The sequence below is a fragment of the Serpentinimonas raichei genome (assembly GCF_000828895.1).
Classification (GTDB): domain Bacteria; phylum Pseudomonadota; class Gammaproteobacteria; order Burkholderiales; family Burkholderiaceae_C; genus Serpentinimonas; species Serpentinimonas raichei.
Genome location: NZ_AP014568.1, coordinates 225332 through 241491 on the forward strand (window position 1 = coordinate 225332; position 16160 = coordinate 241491).

Annotated in this window: 12 protein-coding genes and 1 pseudogene; 5 read left to right on the top strand and 8 right to left on the bottom strand. The window is 66.1% G+C overall.

The window, feature by feature from the left end; all coding sequences use genetic code 11:
- Nucleotide 1 precedes the first annotated feature (1 nt).
- The 5 genes from SRAA_RS01040 (at nucleotide 2) to atzF (ending at nucleotide 7927) form a co-directional block, all read left to right on the top strand.
- On the top strand, nucleotides 2–802 hold the full coding sequence (locus tag SRAA_RS01040) for an ABC transporter ATP-binding protein (protein ID WP_045530450.1): 801 nt from the start codon (nucleotides 2–4) through the stop codon (nucleotides 800–802).
- Nucleotides 799–1632, top strand: a complete 834-nt coding sequence (locus SRAA_RS01045; protein WP_052467433.1) for an urea amidolyase associated protein UAAP1 — start codon at nucleotides 799–801, stop codon at nucleotides 1630–1632. The genes SRAA_RS01040 and SRAA_RS01045 overlap by 4 nt, the downstream gene beginning before the upstream one ends.
- Nucleotides 1633–1682: 50 nt before the next feature.
- A complete protein-coding gene (locus tag SRAA_RS01050; protein ID WP_045530451.1) occupies nucleotides 1683–2327 on the top strand; it encodes an urea amidolyase associated protein UAAP2 in 645 nt (214 codons plus the stop codon).
- 108 nt (nucleotides 2328–2435) lie between these two features.
- The gene (gene uca / locus SRAA_RS01055; RefSeq protein WP_045530453.1) at nucleotides 2436–6062 is read left to right on the top strand and encodes an urea carboxylase; all 3627 of its coding nucleotides are present in this window, start codon (nucleotides 2436–2438) and stop codon (nucleotides 6060–6062) included.
- Nucleotides 6063–6094: 32 nt separating this feature from the next.
- Nucleotides 6095–7927, top strand: coding sequence for an allophanate hydrolase (atzF, locus tag SRAA_RS01060; RefSeq protein ID WP_045530455.1), 1833 nt, complete (start codon nucleotides 6095–6097; stop codon nucleotides 7925–7927).
- A gap of 383 nt (nucleotides 7928–8310) precedes the next feature.
- Here atzF and SRAA_RS12830 read toward each other — a convergent pair.
- From SRAA_RS12830 to trxB, 8 genes and pseudogenes are all read right to left on the bottom strand, one after another.
- A pseudogene (locus SRAA_RS12830) lies at nucleotides 8311–8469 on the bottom strand (IS5/IS1182 family transposase); the annotation flags it as partial.
- 52 nt (nucleotides 8470–8521) lie between these two features.
- Nucleotides 8522–9439, bottom strand: coding sequence for a hydroxymethylglutaryl-CoA lyase (locus tag SRAA_RS01065; protein ID WP_045530457.1), 918 nt, complete (start codon nucleotides 9437–9439; stop codon nucleotides 8522–8524).
- Nucleotides 9436–9888, bottom strand: coding sequence for a hypothetical protein (locus SRAA_RS01070; protein WP_045530459.1), 453 nt, complete (start codon nucleotides 9886–9888; stop codon nucleotides 9436–9438). The genes SRAA_RS01065 and SRAA_RS01070 overlap by 4 nt, the downstream gene beginning before the upstream one ends.
- On the bottom strand, nucleotides 9842–10444 hold the full coding sequence (locus SRAA_RS01075) for a nucleotidyltransferase domain-containing protein (RefSeq protein ID WP_045530461.1): 603 nt from the start codon (nucleotides 10442–10444) through the stop codon (nucleotides 9842–9844). The genes SRAA_RS01070 and SRAA_RS01075 overlap by 47 nt, the downstream gene beginning before the upstream one ends.
- 49 nt (nucleotides 10445–10493) lie before the next feature.
- The gene (locus SRAA_RS01080) at nucleotides 10494–12521 is read right to left on the bottom strand and encodes an acetyl/propionyl/methylcrotonyl-CoA carboxylase subunit alpha (RefSeq protein WP_045530463.1); all 2028 of its coding nucleotides are present in this window, start codon (nucleotides 12519–12521) and stop codon (nucleotides 10494–10496) included.
- A 119-nt stretch (nucleotides 12522–12640) separates the two neighbouring features.
- Entirely contained in the window at nucleotides 12641–13420 is a 780-nt protein-coding gene (locus SRAA_RS01085; protein WP_045530465.1) for an enoyl-CoA hydratase/isomerase family protein, read from the bottom strand.
- 10 nt (nucleotides 13421–13430) lie between these two features.
- Entirely contained in the window at nucleotides 13431–15038 is a 1608-nt protein-coding gene (locus SRAA_RS01090; RefSeq protein ID WP_045530467.1) for a carboxyl transferase domain-containing protein, read from the bottom strand.
- A gap of 70 nt (nucleotides 15039–15108) precedes the next feature.
- The gene (trxB, locus tag SRAA_RS01095; RefSeq protein WP_045533016.1) at nucleotides 15109–16053 is read right to left on the bottom strand and encodes a thioredoxin-disulfide reductase; all 945 of its coding nucleotides are present in this window, start codon (nucleotides 16051–16053) and stop codon (nucleotides 15109–15111) included.
- Between the last annotated feature and the right edge of the window lie 107 nt (nucleotides 16054–16160).

The following is a 16160-nucleotide window of genomic DNA, read 5'->3' on the forward strand; positions in this document are numbered from 1 at the left end:
CATGGCCTTTATCAACGTCAACAACCTTTGGATGAGCTACGGTGAGCAAGTGGTGCTTGAACGCATTAACCTAAAGATCCAAGAGGGCGAGTTCTGCACCATGGTAGGTGCCTCCGGTTGCGGTAAGTCGACCTTTCTGCGACTGCTGCTGGGCCAAGAAAAACCGACCAAAGGCAGCATCACTTTGGGTGGACAGCCCTTGGCTGCCGAGCCCAACGCCAGCCGCGGTATCGTGTTCCAGAAATACTCGGTGCTACCCCATTTGACGGTGCTCGACAACGTGGCGCTGGCCCTAGAACTGCCCAAGAGTCGGTGGTTCGGCCGCCTGTTCGGACAAGCCAAGACCACCGCGCGCGAAGAGGCCCGCGTGATGCTTGACAAAGTCGGACTAGGTCCCGCTTTAGCAAAATACCCCAATCAGCTATCGGGCGGGATGCAGCAACGTCTGGCGATTGCCCAGGCCCTGATGGGAAAGCCCCGGATCCTGCTTCTCGATGAACCTTTTGGCGCACTGGATCCGGGTATCCGCAAAGACATGCACCAACTGCTGCAAGAGCTGTGGGCACAGACCCGTCTCACGGTGTTCATGGTCACGCACGACCTGTCCGAAGGTTTTCTATTAGGCACTCGCTTGCTGGTTTTCGACAAGGTGCGCATCGATCCCCATGCTCCCCAAGCCTACGGCGCTGCCATCACCTACGACATCCCACTAAACCAGGGTCGCAGCGCCGTGCTGGGCGCACTGAATGTGGTTCGCAACCGACAAGAAACGGCGACCACGCCACAAGGAACACCTGCATGAACACCTCGATGGACGTCCCCGCACCGGCCACCGACATCCCCAACCCCCCCGCCGACAACCCGGTGGACAACCTAAGCTGGTGGACCAGCTTTCCCGTTGACAGTACCGCCGACCTCAAGGCCGAAGAGGTGCTGTGGTCTGAAATGCTGCCAGGCGGCCACCATTGGTCTTGGCGCCTGCAGCGTGGTCGAGCCCTGCGCTTCGTGGCCCTAGAGCCCAACGTGAACCTCAGCATGGTTCTCTATGCTGCGCACGACAAGCTCGAGCGCTACAACATGCCCGACTCGCTCAAGGCCCAGCACACAGCCCACTACTCGCAAGGGCACGTGCTCATGACCGACATGGGTCGGGCGCTTGCCAGCGTTACCCACGACAGCTTGGGCTGGCACGACCCACTTGGCCTGCTGCTTGACAACACTAGGCTGGAAATGCGATATGGCGAGTGCCGGTACCAAACGCACCGCAACGCCATGTTTCGAAGTGCCAAGGACGGCCTGCTTACGGAAATCGGCAAATATGGCCTCTCTGCTAGGGACCTAACCATCTGCGTGAACTGGTTCTCCAAGGTGAGCGTGGATGCGCAAGGCGGCTTTGTCTACCACCCAGAGCACTGTCAGACCGGCCATTGGTTCGAACTGCGCTGCGACATGGATACCTTGATCGCGGTCTCCTCCGCTCCGCACCCGCTGGACTCACGCCCCACCTATAGCCCAGGCTGCATCGGCGTTGTGGCGCGGCAGGTTGGTGCAGCACCTGCCGATGACGTATGCCGCCGCCTTCGCCCGGAAAACGCCCGGGCAATGCACAACACCGACATGTTTCACGCCTGAACGGGGAGCCAGCCATGAACACTACCGCCGCACCGACTAGGGTTGCCGCCATGCGCCTGACCGAAAGCCAGCTCGACCCCGAACAGGCCATCTGGCGCAAAACCCACCCCGCGGGTGAGCCCATTCTGTTCAAGGTCAAACAAGGGCAGACCTTGCGCATTATCGACTTGATGGGCAACCAAGCTGTCGACGTGATCTTCTATGCCGCAGACGATCTTGCCGAGCACTACAGCGCGACCGACACCATGCTGGCCCAGGGTGGCCTCTACCTGACCACCGGCTCAAGCCTGGTGAGCAACGCGGGACGCTCGTTGCTCACCATCGTGGCCGACACCTGCGGTCGCCACGACACCCTAGGCGGCGCCTGTGCCGCCGAGAGCAACACCGTGCGCTACGCCCTGCAAAAGAAGTTCATGCACAACTGTCGCGACAACTACCTCATCGCCATGCAGCGTGCCGACATGGGGCTGACCAAACGCGACCTAGTGCCCAACATAAATTTCTTCATGAACGTGCCGGTCACGCAGTCCGGTGAACTCAAGTTCGACGACGGGGTGTCCGGGGCAGGTAAATACGTGGAAATGCTAGCAGACACGGACGTGTGGGTGCTGATTTCCAACTGCCCCCAGCTGAACAACCCCTGCAACGCCTACAACCCAACCCCCATCGAACTTCTGGTCTGGGACCCGGCGTGACAGGTCTTGGCGCCACTTATCGGCGGCAATGAAGGCATCATTCACCTGACGACGGGACGACCCGTCTGATCGCCTCACATGGGCAGGACGACCTGCCGCGGAGACTTCATGTTCAGCAAGATCTTGATTGCCAACCGCGGAGCCATTGCCTGCCGCATCATCCGCACCCTCAAACGCATGGGAGTGTGTAGCGTGGCCGTGTATTCGGAGGCAGACGCGCAGTCGCGCCATGTGCGCGAGGCCGACGAGGCCTATCTCCTCGGACCTGCGCCCGCAGCCAAGAGCTACCTCAGGGCTGATCGCATCCTGCAGATCGCCATAGACTGCGGCGCCGAAGCCATCCACCCCGGCTACGGCTTCCTGTCCGAGAACCCGGGCTTTGCCCAAGCCTGCGAAGACGCGGGAATCGCCTTCATCGGCCCCACGCCGGAGCAGATGTGCACCTTCGGTCTCAAGCACACGGCGCGGAACATCGCCGAGCAGCGTGGCGTGCTGCTGCTGCCTGGCACGGGCCTGCTGAGCGACTCCGCGCAAGCCCGCACTGAGGCCCTGCGCATCGGCTACCCGGTCATGCTCAAGAGCACGGCCGGCGGAGGCGGCATCGGCATGCGTCTGGTGTGGAGCGAAGACGAGCTCAGCGACGCCTTCGCCTCGGTGCAGCGCCTAGCCAGCGCCAACTTCAAGGACGCTGGGCTGTTCCTCGAAAAGTACGTCGAGCTGGCCCGCCACATCGAAGTGCAGGTGTTCGGCGACGGCACGGGCACGGTGCTCGCACTGGGCGAGCGCGACTGTTCGGTGCAACGCCGCAACCAGAAGGTGATCGAAGAGACGCCCGCGCCCGGCCTGACGGACGCGCAGCGCCGCGAGTTGCACGCCACCGCGGTGCGGCTGGCGCAGGCGGTGAACTACCGCTCGGCCGGCACGGTGGAATTCGTCTACGACGCCGCCACCGGCCAGTTCTACTTCCTCGAAGTCAACACGCGCCTGCAGGTAGAACACGGCGTGACCGAGCAGGTCACGGGCGTCGATCTGGTGGCGTGGATGGTACGGCTCGCCGCGGGTGATCTGCCTCCGCTGACCACACTCACCCCAGTTCCACGGGGTGCGTCCATCCAGGTGCGGCTGTACGCCGAAGACCCTGCCAAGAACTTCCAGCCCAGCGCCGGCCTGCTGACCGAGGTGGTGTTCCCGCAAGACGCCCGCGTGGACGGCTGGGTCGAGCGCGGCACCGAGGTGTCCGCTTGGTACGACCCCATGCTGGCCAAGCTCATCGTCACCGCGCCCGACCGTGAACAGGCGCTGACCAAGCTCGACGCCGCGCTGGCCGCCACGCGCCTGGCCGGCATCGAGACCAACCTAGGCTACCTGCGCCAAGTCGTGCGCGACCCGGTGTTCCGCGAAGGCCGGCAGGTCACGCGCTTCTTGAACAGCTTCCACTTCCGCCCCGCCACGGTGGAGGTGGTCGAGCCCGGCGTACAGACCAGCGTGCAGGACTGGCCGGGCCGCCTCGGCCACTGGGATGTGGGCGTGCCGCCCAGCGGCCCTATGGATGCCTACGCCCACCGCATGGCCAACCGCCTCGTGGGCAATCATGCCGACGCGGCCGCGCTGGAGATCACGCTCTCCGGTCCCACGCTGCGCTTCAGCGCCGACGCGGTCATCGCCGTCACCGGCGCGCCCGTCAAGGTCATGCTCGACGGCGCGCCGCTGTCCATGTGGCAGAGCCACCGCGTGGCTGCCGGCAGCGTGCTCGCCATAGGCCGGGCCGAGGCTGGCGCGCGCCTGTGCCTGGCCGTGGGCGGCGGCTTCGACGTGCCGCTCTACCTGGGCAGCCGCAGCACCTTCACGCTAGGCCAGTTCGGCGGCCACGCGGGCCGCCACCTGCGCACCGGCGATGTGCTGCACCTGACCGCGCCCGGTGCCGGCACGGCGGGTGTGAGCGTTACGAGTGACACGGTGCCGAGCTTCGGACACCACTGGGACGTGGGCGTGCTCTACGGACCACACGGTGCGCCCGACTTCTTAACGCCCGACGACGTGGCCACCTTCTTCGCCACCGACTGGGAGGTGCACTACAACTCCAGCCGCACCGGCGTGCGCCTGATCGGCCCCAAGCCGCAGTGGGCGCGGCCCGACGGCGGCGAGGCGGGCCTGCATCCTTCGAACATCCATGACAACGCCTACGCCATCGGCGCCATCGACTTCACCGGCGACATGCCGGTCATCCTCGGCCCCGACGGCCCCAGCCTAGGCGGCTTCGTCTGCCCGGCCGTGGTGGTGGACGCCGAACTCTGGAAGCTCGGCCAGCTTCGTCCCGGCGACACGGTGCGATTCCACCGCCTCTCGCTGGACCAGGCGCTGGACCGCAGCGCCAGCGTCGAGGCCGCGCTGACCTCGCTCACGCAAGCCCTGCCCGCCACGCCGACCGATGACGCCAGTGCCCACCCCACGCCCGTCGTCCTAGCCGACCCGGCGCGCGAAGACGATGCCGTGCCCGCCATGGTGGTGCGCCAAGCTGGCGACCGCTACCTACTGGTCGAGTTCGGCCCGCTGGTACTGGACATCGAGCTGCGCCTGCGCGTGCATGTGCTGATGCAGGCACTGCAAGCGCGCATCGCCGCCGGCAGCCTGCCCGGCATCATCGACATGACGCCCGGCATCCGCTCTCTGCAGCTGCACTTCGATCCGTCCCAGGTCTCGCGCACGGCGTTGCTGAAGGTGCTGGTCGAGGCCGAGTCCGCGCTGCCTTCGGTCGATGACATGAGCGTGCCCAGCCGCATCGTGCACCTGCCGCTATCGTGGGACGACCCGCAGACCAAACTGGCGATCGAGAAGTACATGCAGTCGGTGCGGCCCGACGCGCCTTGGTGCCCGAGCAACATCGAGTTCATCCGCCGCATCAACGGGCTGGACAGCATCGACGACGTGTTCAAGGTCGTCTTTGACGCCAGCTACCTAGTGCTCGGCCTAGGCGACGTGTACCTGGGCGCGCCGGTGGCCACGCCTATGGACCCGCGCCACCGCCTAGTGACCACCAAGTACAACCCCGCGCGCACCTGGACGCCCGAGAACGCCGTCGGCATTGGCGGCGCCTACCTTTGCGTGTATGGCATGGAAGGTCCCGGTGGCTACCAGTTCGTGGGCCGAACGCTGCAGATGTGGAACCGCTGGCGGCATGGCGAGGCGAGCTCGGTGTTCGAGCAGCCCTGGCTGCTGCGCTTCTTCGACCAGATCCGCTTCGTGCCGGTGGAGCAGGACGAGCTGCTGCGCATCCGCGCCGCCTTCCCGCACGGCGGGTATGCGCTGCAGATCGAAGAGACGACCTTCAGCCTGCGCGACTACCGCCGCTTCCTAGCCGACAACGCCCAGAGCATCGGTGCCTTCAAGGCGCAGCAGCAGGCCGCCTTCGACGCCGAGCGCGAGCGCTGGGCCGCCAGCGGCCAGCTGAGCTACGCGGGCGACGCCGACGTGGCCGCGGCCGACGCCAGCGTCGAGCTGGACCTGCCGCCCGGGGGCCGCCCGCTGGCCAGCACCGTACCCGGCAGTGTGTGGAAGGTGCTGGTCAGCGAAGGCCAGCGCGTGGTCGCCGGCGACGTGCTGCTAGTCGTCGAGTCCATGAAGATGGAATTCAGCGTGCTTGCCCCGCAAGACGCCACCGTGCACCGCCTCATGTGCCGCGAAGGCGCGTCCGTGGCCGCCGGCCAAGACGTGCTGGTGCTGGTCACCGAAGACTGAACACGCCCCGAACAGAACCCACGGAGCACCCCATGTCCCTGAACCTCCAAGACCTGTCTTTCGACTTCGCCAGCCTGCGCGCCGCCTACGCCGCCGGAACCCCGGTGCGCACCGTTATCGCCGAGGCCATGCGCCGCTGCGCCAGCGACGCACACCACGCCTTCATCCACCGCCTGACGGACGCACAGATCGAGCCCTATTTGGCCCTTCTCGACGGTGTGGACCCGGCCAGCCTGCCGCTGTACGGCGTGCCCTTCGCCATCAAGGACAACATCGATCTCGCGCACATCCCCACCACCGCGGGCTGCCCCGAATACGCCTACACGCCGGGCGAGAGCGCCTTTCTCGTGCAGCAGCTCATCGCGGCCGGAGCCGTGCCGCTGGGCAAGGCCAACCTCGACCAGTTCGCCACCGGCCTCAACGGCACCCGCTCGCCCTATGGCGCATGTCGCAACGCCTTCAACCCCGACTTCGTATCGGGCGGCTCCAGCTCCGGCTCGGCCGTGAGTGTGGCCAAGGGCTGGGTGAGTTTTTCATTGGGTACCGACACGGCTGGCTCGGGCCGCGTGCCCGCCAGCTTCAACAACCTGATCGGCCTCAAGCCCAGCCTCGGTCTGCTCTCGGCTACCGGCGTGGTGCCGGCCTGCCGGTCGGTGGACACGGTGTCCATCTTCGCCCTCACCGCCGCCGACGCACAGGCCGTGCTGGCCGTGTCCGCCGTGCCCGACGAGGCCGACGTCTTCAGCCGCGCGGCGAAACCCTTCGGCGTGGACTTCTCGTCCGGCCCCTTCCGCTTCGGCGTGCCGCGCGCGCAGGACCTCGCCTTCTTCGGCAACGCCGCGGCCGCCGCGCTGTTTAGCGAGTCGGTGGAGCGGATGAAGGCCCTGGGCGGCACCGCAGTTGAGGTGAACCTCTCCCCATTCCTCGAAGCCGCGCGCCTGCTCTACGAAGGCCCCTGGGTGGCCGAGCGCTACGTCGCGATCAAGAACTTCATTGAAACCCAGCCCGATGCCGTGTTCCCTCCGGTGCGAACCATCGTCCAGGGTGGAAAGGCTTGGACCGCTGCCGACGCCTTTGCGGCCAGCTACCGTCTCAAGGCCCTCAAGCGCGTGTGCGACGCCGTGTGGAATGAGATTGACTGCATGCTCACGCCCACCGCCGGCACGATCTACCGCATCGCCGACATGCAGGCCGACCCGATCCGCCTCAATTCGAATCTGGGCTACTACACCAACTTCATGAACCTGCTGGACTACGCCGCCGTCGCGGCACCAGCGGGCTTCCAGGCCGAGGGCGACGCCAAAGGCCTGCCTTGGGGCGTGACCCTGGCCGCGCCAGCGTTCAAGGACCTGCCCCTGCTGCGCCTAGCGGACCACTTCCATCGCGCGCAGGTCTTGTCATTGGGTGCCACAGCCACGAAGCTGGCGGACATCCCTTCCATAGCCGCCGACCTGCCCAATCGCTCCAACATCGCCGGCACCATCAAGGTCGCGGTGTGTGGCGCTCACCTCTCCGGCCTGCCGCTCAACTGGCAGCTCACGCAACGCGGTGCGCGCCTGCTCGGCATGCACAAGTCCGCGCCGGAGTACAAGTTCTACGCACTGGCCGGTGGCACTGTGCAGCGACCCGGCATGGTACGGGCCGCGGAAGGCGGTGCCGCGATTCACATGGAAGTGTGGGAACTGCCTGCCGAACATTTCGGCAGCTTCGTCGACGGCATCCCCGCCCCACTGGGCATCGGCAAAGTTAGGCTCGCTGACGGCTCATGGGTTAGTGGCTTCGTCTGCGAGGCTATCGGGGTCGAGGGTGGGACAGACATAACGCAGCTAGGTAGTTGGCGGGAATGGCTGGCGCAGCAGGCCTGAACGTCAGTGTGAACGAACACCCCATGTGGTGGCCAGCTCTGTAGGGTGTGCCATGGCGGCTTGTGGCCCAGTGAAGCAGAGGCCATTCGATCCAAGAACTCGAATGTGATCTTCCGTGCCATGCACAGGCGTTGGCATTGACGCTGCGGGCTTTCGGTTACCTATACCGTACTATCGAATCTTCCAAGAAAGGGCAATGAGACTTCACAAAGTCCCCACCCACCCTTGAAGCAGCGCTCGCAGGTTGCAACCTGTTCGAGGTTTCTGCGCAAGATCAAACGATGGTTTCAGGTCGCTGCACCCGACGCCGACTCGGAGCCTGAGAATTATTTCAATGAGCCAAAAGCCCCACGCTGGTAGGCACTGCTGGCACGGTTGATGATGCGCATCAGATTGTGCGTAAATACGCAGAGCAGGGCCCGCGCTTTGACTTTGGCTAGGTGTCGCGCACCGGCTGACGAATCAGGCCCCCGGTTGCGCGCTTGGGCATTGACATATTCGGCCGTGGCCGCCCGATCCTTGTACCGTTGCTTGGCTTCATTTCAGCGTCATACCTTAATTGGAAGAGACTGCCCGCTGCACTCAAAGCTGCGCCTATTGCGCCCTTCTAGCCAGCAACGCCCGCGCCACCCGCGAGCCGCTGGTGCGGCCCAACGCGGCGCTGATGTAGGCACCGGCGTCGATCAGCGCCTCCAGATCGACCCCGGTGTCTATCCCCATTCCGTGCAGCAGATAGACCAGGTCTTCGGTGGCCACGTTGCCGCTGGCCCCGCGCGCGTAGGGGCAGCCGCCGAGTCCGGCGACAGAGGCGTCGAACTGCGCCACCCCCAACTGCAGCGCCGCCAGCGTGTTGGCCAGCGCCTGGCCGTAGGTGTCGTGGAAGTGGCCGCTCACCTGGTGCAGTTCGTAATGCTGCAAGGCGGCCTCGAAGGCGCGCTGCACCTTGAGCGGCGTGCCCACGCCGAGGGTGTCGGCCACGCCCACGTGCTGCACCCCGATGCCCTTCATCAAGGCCGCCAGCCGGCCCACCTGCTGCGCTGCCACCTCGCCCTCGTAGGGGCAGCCCACGGTGCAGCTCATGGCCCCGCGCACGAAAATGCCCGCCGCACGCGCCGCTGCCACCACCGGCGCAAAGCGCTCGATGCTCTCGGCCACGCTGCAATTGATGTTCTTCTGGCTGAAGGCCTCGCTGGCCGAGCCGAACACCACGATCTCGTCGGGCCGGTCCGCCAGCGCGGCCTCGAAGCCCTTGAGGTTGGGGGTCAGCACGGCGTAGCACACCCCGGGCTGGCGCTGGATGCCGCGCATCACCTCGTGCTTGTCGGCCATCTGCGGCACCCACTTGGGGCTCACATAGCTGGTGACTTCGATGTGGCGCAAGCCGGCCGCCTGCAAGCGCTGCACCAGCTCGATCTTGACCGCAGCGGGCAGCGGCTGCGCCTCGTTTTGCAGCCCGTCGCGCGGCCCGACTTCGACCAGGTGCACGTGGGAGGGGTAGGAGTGGGTGTTCATGGGGAAAGAGCGATCAAATGCGGGAACTCGGTTTGCAAAAAACCCCGGGTGCGAGCCAACAGGTCCTGCGCCTGCACCCTGCATTCGGCCACCGCCGCCGGGCTCACTGGCTCGCCCTCGTAATCGTTCTGGTTGCGCCGTTTGCGCAACGCATCCAAAACGATGAGCACCTCGGCGGGTACGCCCAGGGTGTGGATCAGGCATTGCAGCGTGGTCTGATGGTGCCCAGTCTGGCTGGTGGGGGTTCGGTAGCCGTGCGCCCACAGGCCGATCGTCGCGCATTGCATGATGCATTTGTAAGCTGCGTCGAACCGGTTCTCGGGGCTCAAAGCAGGCAAGCCGGCATCGGCCAAGTTGCGCTCGGCTGCGGCCAGCAAGCGCTGCACCCCTTGAGGGCTGGCCTCAAAGCGCTGCAGGCGCTGGATGGCCAATAAGTTGCTCAAGCTCATCGCTGCCTCCGATCAGGAACAGGTGCGGTCCAGCCAACAGATTGAGCACGAACGGCTCGCGTTCATGCGCTTTCTGGCGCAGCTCTGCAGGACTATAGAGCACTGGGTTGATTTCACGCCCCAACTCGATTTGGGCCGGGTGCAGGGCGCGCACCACGTCGCCAAAGCTGCACGCGCTGACGACCAGCACATCGACATCGCTGGCGCTGGTTTCGCTGCCACGCGCCACCGAGCCAAAAACCAAGGCCAGCTCAGGCTGCAAAGGGCGCAGCGCCTGCGCCAACAAATCGGCACAGCCAGCGGTTTTGCGCAACACCGCAGCCAGCTCGGCGTAGATTGGGCATTGCCGGTTGGCCTGGTAGCGCACCTGATTGCCTTGGTGTTGGCGCGTCAGCAGCCCGGCCGCTGCCAGACGGGCCAGCTCTTTGTGCAGGGTGCCCGCTGCGGTGCCGGTCAGGCGAGCCAATTCGCGCACATGAAAGCTGGCATCGGGCTGCAACAGCAGCACCCCGAGCACTTTTTTGCGGTAACTGCCAAACAACAGATCGGCCAACATGGGTAAAAATGAAGTCTTATCGGCTTCGATTGTAGCTAAAAACGCTTCGTTATGCCGGAGTGAAACGCAGCAGCTCCGCCCCTTCGGCCACCTGGTCGCCCGGGGCGTAGAGCAGTTCGGCCACGGTGCCGTCGCTGGGGGCAGCGATGGTGTGCTCCATTTTCATGGCTTCCATCAGCGCCAGCGGCTGGCCTTTTTTCACCACCTCGCCCGCGCTGACGCAAAACGACAGCACCTTGCCGGGCATGGGGGCGCTCAGGCGGCCGCCCTCGGGGGCGCTGTCGCCGGCGTGGGCCAGGCGGTCGATCTCGACGATCTGCGCCGCGCCGCGCGGGCTAAACACGTGCATCTGCTCGCCTTGCACATAGACGCTGGCACGGCTGCTCAGCCCGGCAAAGCCCAGCTCCAGCGCCCAGGCGCTGCCAGCGGGCAGGGCATGAAAACGCAAAGGGCCAGCATAGGCACCCGGCTCCACGCTCAGGTGCAAGCCGCCGTCGCGCTGGTAGGTGAGGCTGGCCGTCACCGGCTGGCCTTGGTATTCGAAGGCGATGTGGCGCACCGTTTCTGAACTGGGGTGGCTGCGCCAGCCGTCGCGGCGGCTGAAGGGGTCGGCACCCTCTTGCGCGCGCTCGTCGAGCAGGGTTTGCACGGTCGCGGCCGCCACCGCCAGCGGCAGGCCGAGCGGGTCGAGGCCGAACAAAAGCGCCGCCTCGCGTGGAATGAGTGCCGTGTCGAGCCTAGCCTGCTCGAAGGAGGGGCTGCGCAGCACCTGGCGCAGGAACTGCACGTTGGTCGTCAGCCCGACGATGTGGGTCTGGGCCAGCGCCGCATCCAGCCGCGCCAGCGCCTGCTCGCGGGTGTCGGCGTGCACGATCAGCTTGGCGACCATCGAGTCGTAAAAAGGGCTGATGGCGTCGCCCTCGCGCACGCCGTCGTCAAAGCGCAGCGGGCCGCGCTCGAAGGCGCAGTGGGGCGGCTTGCGGTAGCGCAGCAACGTGCCGGTGGCGGGCAGGAACTGCTGCTCGGGGTTTTCGGCGCAGATGCGCGCTTCGATGGCGTGACCCTGGAGGCGCAGTTCGTGCTGTTGCAGCGGCAGCGCCTCGCCCGCCGCCACGCGCAACTGCCACTCCACCAGATCGACCCCGGTGATGGCTTCGGTCACCGGGTGCTCGACTTGCAAGCGGGTGTTCATCTCCATGAAAAAGTAGATCATCGCTTCGGGCTGGTCGTAAGCGACCTGCTCCACAATGAACTCCACCGTCCCCGCGCCCACATAGCCCACCGCCTGCGCTGCCGCCACCGCCGCCTGGCCCATTTGCTGGCGCAAGGCGGGGGTGAGGCCCGGGGCCGGGGCTTCTTCTAGCACTTTTTGGTGTCGGCGCTGCACCGAGCAGTCGCGCTCGTGCAAATAAACGCAGTGGCCGTGGCGGTCGGCAAACACCTGGATTTCGATGTGGCGCGGGCGCTGCACGTATTTTTCGATCAGCACCGCGTCTTCGCCAAAGCTGTTGCTGGCCTCGCGCTGGCAACTGGCGAGCGCGGCGGCAAAGTCGGCGCTGCGCTCGACCACGCGCATGCCCTTGCCGCCGCCGCCCGCGCTGGCCTTGATCAGCACCGGGTATCCGATGCGGTCGGCCTCGCGTTGCAGCAGCGCCGGGTCTTGATCGGCCCCGTGGTAGCCCGGCACCAGCGGCACGCCGGCTTGCTCCATCAGGCGCTTGGACTCGGCTTTGAGCCCCATGGCCTCGATCGCTGCCGCGGGCGGCCCGATGAAGACCAGCCCGGCGGCGGCGCAGGCGCGGGCGAACTCGGCGTTTTCGCTCAGGAAGCCGTAGCCGGGGTGGATGGCTTGCGCGCCCGTGGCCCGGGCCGCTTCGATGATGCGCGCCCATTGCAAATAGCTGTCTTTGGGTGCCGGGCCGCCGATGTGGATCGCTTCGTCGCAGGCGGCCACGTGTTTGGCCTGCGCGTCGGCGTCGGAATACACGGCCACGGTCTGCACCCCGAGGCGGCGCGCGGTGGCGGCCACGCGGCAGGCGATTTCTCCGCGGTTGGCAATGAGGATTTTCTTAAACATGCTGCTCTCCCGCGGAGAAACCGCCTGCGCACGCTGCGCGTGCCATGCAATTTGGCTGCGCCGCTGCGCCGCTGCGCGGCTGGTCGCCTCTATTCGCAATCAGAATTTTCTTAAACATTTCAATCCAGCCAGTTGGGCTTGCGTTTTTGTAAAAAGGACTGCACGCCTTCGCGCCCTTCGGCGCTGGCGCGGATGTCGGCGATGGCCTCGACCGTGCGCGCCACCAGCGCATCGTCCAGCGGGGCTTGGGCGATGTCGTGCAGCAGCCGCTTGCAGGAGCCCACGGCGGCGGGGCCGTTGGCGCATAGGGCCTGCACGATCTCGTCGAGGCGCGCATCCAGCGCCTCGGGGGCCACCACGGCGTGTACGAAGCCGATGCGCAGCGCCTCGGCGGCATCGAAGCGCTCGGCGCTCAAAAAGTAGCGCTGCGCCGCCCGCGCACCCATGGCGCGCAGCACGTAGGGGCCGATGGTGGCCGGAATCAGGCCCAGCTTGACTTCGCTCAGGCAAAAGTGGGCGCTGTCTGCCGCGACCGCGATGTCGCAGGCCGCCACCAGCCCCATGCCGCCGGCCACCACATCGCCCTGCACCCGCGCCAGCGTGGGCTTGGGGCATTCGTAAATGCTGCGCAGCATCGCCGCCAGCCGCGCGGCGTCGGCGAGGTTTTCGGCGCGGGAGTAGTCGGCCATGCGGCGCATCCAGTGCAGATCGGCCCCGGCGCAAAAGGCCGGCCCCTCGGCCGCCAGCACGATGGCGCGCACGGCGGGGCGGGCGCCCAACTCTTGGAAGGCGGCGCTGAGCTCGGCGATCAGCTCCTCGTTGAAGGCGTTGCGCAGCGCCGGCCGTGTCAGCGTGACGGTGGCACGCGCCCCGTGCAGCGAGATATTCAGGTTCGCCATGCTGCGCCCCTCACATGCGAAACACGCCAAAGCGCGTGTCTTCAATCGGCGCATTGAGCGCCGCCGACAAGCCCAGCGCGAGCACCCGGCGCGTGTCGGCCGGGTCGATCACGCCGTCGTCCCACAGGCGGGCACTGGCGTAGTAGGGGTGGCCTTGGGTTTCGTACTGCTGGCGCAGTGGGGCTTTGAAGGCCTCTTCGTCCTCGAGCGCCCATTGGCCGCCCTTGGCCTCGATGGCGTCGCGCTTGAGCGTGGCCAGCACGCTGGCGGCCTGCTCGCCGCCCATGACGCTGATGCGCGCATTGGGCCACATCCACAAAAAGCGCGGGCCAAAGGCGCGCCCGCACATGCCGTAGTTGCCGGCGCCAAAGCTGCCGCCGATGATCACCGTGAACTTGGGCACCGCCGCCGTGGCCACCGCCGTCACCATCTTGGCGCCGTGGCGCGCGATGCCTTCGTTCTCGACCTTGCGCCCGACCATGAAGCCGGTGATGTTTTGCAAAAACACCAGCGGTACCTTGCGCTGGCAGCACAGCTCAATGAAGTGCGCGCCCTTTTGCGCCGATTCGCTGAACAAAATGCCGTTGTTGGCCACGATGCCCACCGGCATGCCTTCGAGGTGCGCAAATCCGCACACCAGGGTGCTACCAAAGCGCGGCTTGAACTCGTGCAGCGCACTGTCATCGACCAAGCGGGCGATGATCTCGCGCACGTCGAAGGGTTTGCGGCTGTCGGCCGGCACCACGCCGTGCAGCTCCTCGGCCGGGTAGCGCGGCGGCAGCGGCGCGCGCAAGGCCATGTCGGGCTGCTTGCGCCGCCCCAAGTGCGCCACCGCCTGCCGCGCCAGCGCCAGCGCGTGCAGATCGTTTTGCGCCAGGTGGTCGGCCACGCCCGACAAGCGCGTGTGCACGTCGCCACCGCCCAGGTCTTCGGCGCTCACCACCTCGCCGGTGGCGGCCTTCACCAGCGGCGGGCCGCCCAAAAAGATGGTGCCCTGGTTTTGCACGATGATGGCCTCGTCGCTCATGGCGGGCACGTAGGCCCCGCCCGCCGTGCACGAACCCATCACCACCGCGATCTGCGCGATGCCCTGCGCGCTCATCTGCGCCTGGTTGTAGAAGATGCGGCCAAAGTGGTCCCGATCCGGGAACACCTCGTCTTGATTCGGCAGGTTGGCCCCGCCCGAATCCACCAGATAGATGCAGGGCAGGCGGTTTTGCTGCGCCACCTCTTGCGCGCGCAGGTGTTTTTTGACCGTCAACGGGTAGTAGGTGCCGCCTTTGACGGTGGCGTCGTTGCACACCACCATGCACTCGATGCCGGCCACGCGGCCGATGCCGGTGATCAGGCCGGCGCAGGGGGCTTCGTTGTCATAGACATCGAGCGCGGCCAGCGGCGCCAGTTCTAGGAACGGGGTGCCGGGGTCGAGCAGCGCCTGCACGCGCTCGCGTGGCAGCAGCTTGCCGCGTGCGGTGTGCTTGGCGCGCGCGGCGGCACCGCCACCGACGGCGATTTGCTCCAGGCGCTGGCGCAGATCGGCCACCAAGGCGCGCATGGCCTGCTGATTGGCCAAAAATTCGGCGCTGCGGGGCTTGAGCCGGGACTCGATTGCGGTCATGGGGGCGTCTCCTCTTTGAATCCCCCCTATTGTGCAGCCAGCGCGCTCTGCCCTCCCTTGGGATTGGCGCTTACTGGTCTAAAAAGCGCTGCGCATCCAGCGCCGCCATGCAGCCGGTGCCAGCGCTGGTGATGGCCTGGCGGTAGATGTGGTCTTGCACGTCGCCAGCGGCGAACACGCCGGGCACGCTGGTCTGGGTGGCAAAGCCGTTTTGCCCGCCCTGGGTGACGAGGTAGCCGTCTTTGAGTTCGAGCTGGCCCTTGAAAAGCTCGGTGTTGGGGCTGTGGCCGATGGCGATGAAGCAGCCTTGCAGCGCGATGTCTTCGGTCTGCCCGGTCTGCACCTGCTTGAGGCGCACGCCGGTGACGCCGCGCTCGTCGCCCAGCACCTCGTCGAGCACGTAAAAGAGCTTGAGTTCGATGCGGCCCTCGGCCACCTTGCTCATCAGCTTGTCGATCAAAATGGGTTCGGCACGAAAGCCGTCGCGCCGGTGCACCAGCGTGACCTTGCTGGCGATGTTGGACAGGTACAGCGCTTCTTCCACCGCCGCGCTGCCGCCGCCGATCACGCACACCTCTTGGCCGCGGTAGAAAAAGCCGTCGCAGGTGGCGCAGCCGCTCACGCCACGGCCCATGAAGGCTTGCTCCGAGGGCAGGCCGAGGTATTTGGCCGAAGCGCCGGTGGCGATGATCAGGCTGTCGCAACTGTACTGGCCGCTGTCGCCAGTCAAGCGAAACGGGCGCTGGCTCAGGTCCACGCTCTGGATGTGGTCGAACACGATTTCGGTCTGGAAGCGCTCGGCGTGGGCCTGGAAGCGCTGCATCAGCTCCGGGCCCTGCACCCCGTGCACGTCGGCGGGCCAGTTGTCCACGTCGGTGGTGGTCATGAGCTGGCCGCCTTGGGCCATGCCGGTGATGAGCATGGGTTTGAGGTTGGCGCGCGCGGCATAGACGGCGGCGGTGTAGCCGGCTGGGCCGGAGCCGAGGATGAGGACTTGGGCGTGGCGGGTGTTCATGTTGGGGCTTTCCGTGCGCAAAGAATAACGCGGTAAGTGTATCGTAGCAGGATTTTAAAATGCAGGTGGGGGTATATGGATGGAGCCGGTCCGCGCGCTCGGTTAAG